This is a genomic window from Herbiconiux sp. FW305-C-125 (assembly GCF_058783455.1).
In genome coordinates this window covers 1-995 of sequence record NZ_JBYSYO010000033.1, presented here as the reverse complement: position 1 = coordinate 995, position 995 = coordinate 1, and the positions used below count along the sequence as shown (strand labels likewise).

Genomic DNA, 995 nt, shown 5'->3' with positions numbered 1-995 from the left:
CCATTTCGCAGCAGCCGCCTGATCGGCGCAGAGCGACAGCCTACCTCTGACTGCCGCCAATCTTTGCAACAGAGCCCGGTCATGGTTAAGCGCTCCAGAGGGCGGTGAAGGACGACCGAAAAAGGCCCCCCGCTTGCGCGAGGGGCCTCGGTCAGCCTCGGGAGTTTGCGAAGGTCGGTCAGGCTGCCGCGTCGCGCGCGATCGGCAAGTCGAACTTGCCGGGGTTGGCGCGGCGGACGGCATCGAAGATGACCGCTTCGGCTTCGGCCCAGCCGTCGTTCTGCGGCATGCCCAGGTCGTGCGCACCGAGTGCGGCACGCCCCGCAGAGAACATCGCGTCGAGGACATCGCCGATGACGCTGCTCGGCGAGGCCTCCTCGAGGGCCGTGAGTTCACGCCTCAGGTTTGAGGCGTTGATCGAAGAGCGAACCGTCATAGGTCCTCCGGTGTGGTTGTGGTCACAACGAAGAAGGCCCGCCGCTCGTACGACGGGCCTTCCGTTGGGCGGCTGGAGTTCCGCCCGCTCCTGCGGCCACTATCAGGGGGGGCTCTGAGTGGACCGCGAGGGAGGTTGGTGTCGCCCGGGCGCGACGCTCCAAGGAGCGAAGCCGCGAGGGCAAGAGGTCGAGGTCGATGAGTTCGCCGGGCACGGGGATCGTCTCCACGTAGAACGTCAACGGTGAAGCCACATCGAAGGTCCGGTAGTAATCGTCACCGCCCGCCGCGTTCCATGACTCCATCCGCAGCCTGATCGAGCCGGACGACTTACGGACAGAGACTAGAACGCCGGTGTTGTTGCTGGCTAGCCATGCAGGCATCCCGCGCTCAGCCGGCGGTCGTGGGCGCAGCTTGCCGTCCGTGAAGCGTATGACAGCGCCGCGCGGGGGGGGATTTTTCAGGATCCGTTCGAGGGTTTCGTTAGTAGTGCCCCGTAGAGTGGTGTAACGAACCCCGAGTAACAACGGCCCCACTGAAAGAACAGCGTGGCCACCGGG

Annotated in this window: 1 protein-coding gene; it reads right to left on the bottom strand. The window is 65.4% G+C overall.

Translation table 11 applies throughout. The features are described from left to right. Nucleotides 1–178 precede the first annotated feature (178 nt). Nucleotides 179–436: a hypothetical protein gene (locus AC3WLB_RS24265; protein WP_067940216.1), complete on the bottom strand. Its 258-nt coding sequence runs from the start codon at nt 434–436 to the stop codon at nt 179–181. Nucleotides 437–995: the final 559 nt, after the last annotated feature.

Bases quoted from the DNA above. Each gene is read 5' to 3' on its own strand.
- AC3WLB_RS24265 (WP_067940216.1), bottom strand. From the start codon at position 436: ATGACGGTTCGCTCTTCGATCAACGCCTCAAACCTGAGGCGTGAACTC.